Source organism: Kineococcus glutinatus, from assembly GCF_039542765.1.
Taxonomy (GTDB): Bacteria; Actinomycetota; Actinomycetes; order Actinomycetales; family Kineococcaceae; genus Kineococcus_A; species Kineococcus_A glutinatus.
Genome location: NZ_BAABIL010000853.1, coordinates 1 through 1,178 on the forward strand (window position 1 = coordinate 1; position 1,178 = coordinate 1,178).

Here is a 1,178-nt window from a genome sequence, read left to right on the forward strand (position 1 = left end):
GGCACCGGCGCCGGCGCCGCCCTCGTGGGTGCCGCGGGCGCCCGCGGCACCCACGAGGGCGGCCAGCAGGAAGAGCAGCAGCAGGTAGCGGACCAGGTTGGTGAAGGGCTCCAGCACCAGCAGCAGGTAGACCGGGTAGCACAGGCACCACGCCCGCAGCTCCGGCCCGAGCACCGCCGCCGCCCGCGACAGCACCAGCGCGACCAGGCCCGCCACCGCCGCCACCAGCACCAGCGGCCCGACGACGTCGCCCAGCAGGTACCGCGAGACGTCCCACCACGGTCGCAGCAGCCGCACCCGCCCCCCGCTGCTCCAGGCGCCCATCGTCGCCAGGTACGCGTCGCGCTCCCCGGTGAGCCACCACGCCGCCGCCGGCCACAGCAGGCCGGCCACCGCCGTGGCCGCCAGCAGGGTGCCCAGGGCGGCGACCTGCCGCCAGCTCACCGGCCGCTCCCGCGCCAGGCGCCCCGGCCTCCCGGGCGGTGCGCTGCGCAGCGCGCGCAGCAGCCGCCGCGCGAGGTGCACCAGCACCACGCCGGCCAGGGGGGCGGCCACGGGGCGCACCAGGCCGAGCAGCAGCGCCGCGCCGGCGGCGGCCAGGTAGTGCCGGCGCAGCAGGAGCAGCCGGAAGTTGGCCAGCAGCAGCAGGGCCAGGCTCTCGGTGTAGGCCACCTGCAGCGCCGGGGAGGCGGGGTAGGTGCACAGCAGCACCACGCCCGCCCACGCCCCGCCCCGGGCGCGGGCCGCGCCCGCACCGCCGGCGGTCAGCGCCTCCAGCAGCAGCCGGTGCACCACGACCGCGGCGGCCGCCCCCAGGACGAGGGCCAGGGCGGCACCCAGCGGCACGAACGGCAGGCCCGTCACCCGCATCAGCAGCCGCACCAGCAGCGGGAAGAGCGGGTAGAAGGCGAGCGCCGACTGCTGCGGGGCACCGGCGTCGTCGCGCACGACCGCGTCGGGGTAGCCCTCCTCGGCGATCCGCCGGTACCAGCCGGCGTCCCACAGCCCCAGCAGGTCGACGAAGCCGGGGTCGGGTCCCGTCCACGCGTTGGGCGCCTGGAAGCGCGCGGTGCGGTCCAGGACGAAGGCGGAGAAGGCGCGGGCGAGGGCGTAGACCAGGAGCACCCGGGCCGGGTCCGGCCAGGCCGCGACCCGCGCCACCAGCCGGGCGGCGACCC

The 1,178-nt window shown here is 78.7% G+C and carries 1 protein-coding gene; it reads right to left on the minus strand.

The genetic code is table 11. The features are described 5' to 3' along the window. Positions 1–1,178 (minus strand): hypothetical protein (locus ABEB16_RS22030; protein WP_345714304.1); only part of this gene is annotated, 1,178 nt, incomplete at both ends.